The 629-nt window shown below is 59.1% G+C and carries 1 protein-coding gene; it reads right to left on the bottom strand.

Annotated features, from left to right (window positions below; all coding sequences use genetic code 11):
* On the bottom strand, nucleotides 1–431 hold a 431-nt coding region (locus tag AC1DTN_RS38225), incomplete at its 3' end, for a bactofilin family protein (RefSeq protein WP_477925382.1).
* Between the last annotated feature and the right edge of the window lie 198 nt (nucleotides 432–629).

Consider the following 629-nt stretch of genomic DNA (forward strand, 5'->3'; position numbering starts at 1 on the left):
GTGTCAATGCGCATCTTCACCTCGGACTCGGAGAGCATGCCCATCTGGGCGCTCATGAAGCCGCCGCGCTCGTAGTTCATGCAGCCGGCGGCCACCGTGACCTCACTGGCTGTGACACGCGAGGTTCCGTGCACCACCAGGTTCGCCGCCAGAATTTCGCCGTCGGGCGCATCCACGACGCCGTGAACTTCCAGGTGCGCCGCGAAGATCGAGCCGATCACCATGCCGGAACTGGCGATAACGACCTTGCCGCCGTGGAAAACGTTGCCTACGACACATCCTTCGATGTACAGGTCCTGGCCTTCACGGATGCTGATGTCGCCCATGAAGTTGGAGTCGGCACCGATCACGGTCCGGGTGGAATCGCCCTGCGACAGGAAAGCCGGAATGCTTGCCGTGTCGTTCCCGTGCGAAATATTGCTTCCGTTCATTCCGAAACCTTCTTTGACGTTATTTACACCGTACTATGATATCGGTGCAAATTATATTCGGTCAATGTTGAGCCCAATATTCTTCAAACAGGCTGAGTCGCTATTGCTACGGACTGCCTGGAGCCGGCCGAGCGCTTGTCGCCCGCCCCCCGTTGCCCAGGGTCGGCGTTCGGGACCGGAACCGAAGAGCTCGTCTAC

This window comes from Rhizobium sp. 01T444, from assembly GCF_056398305.1.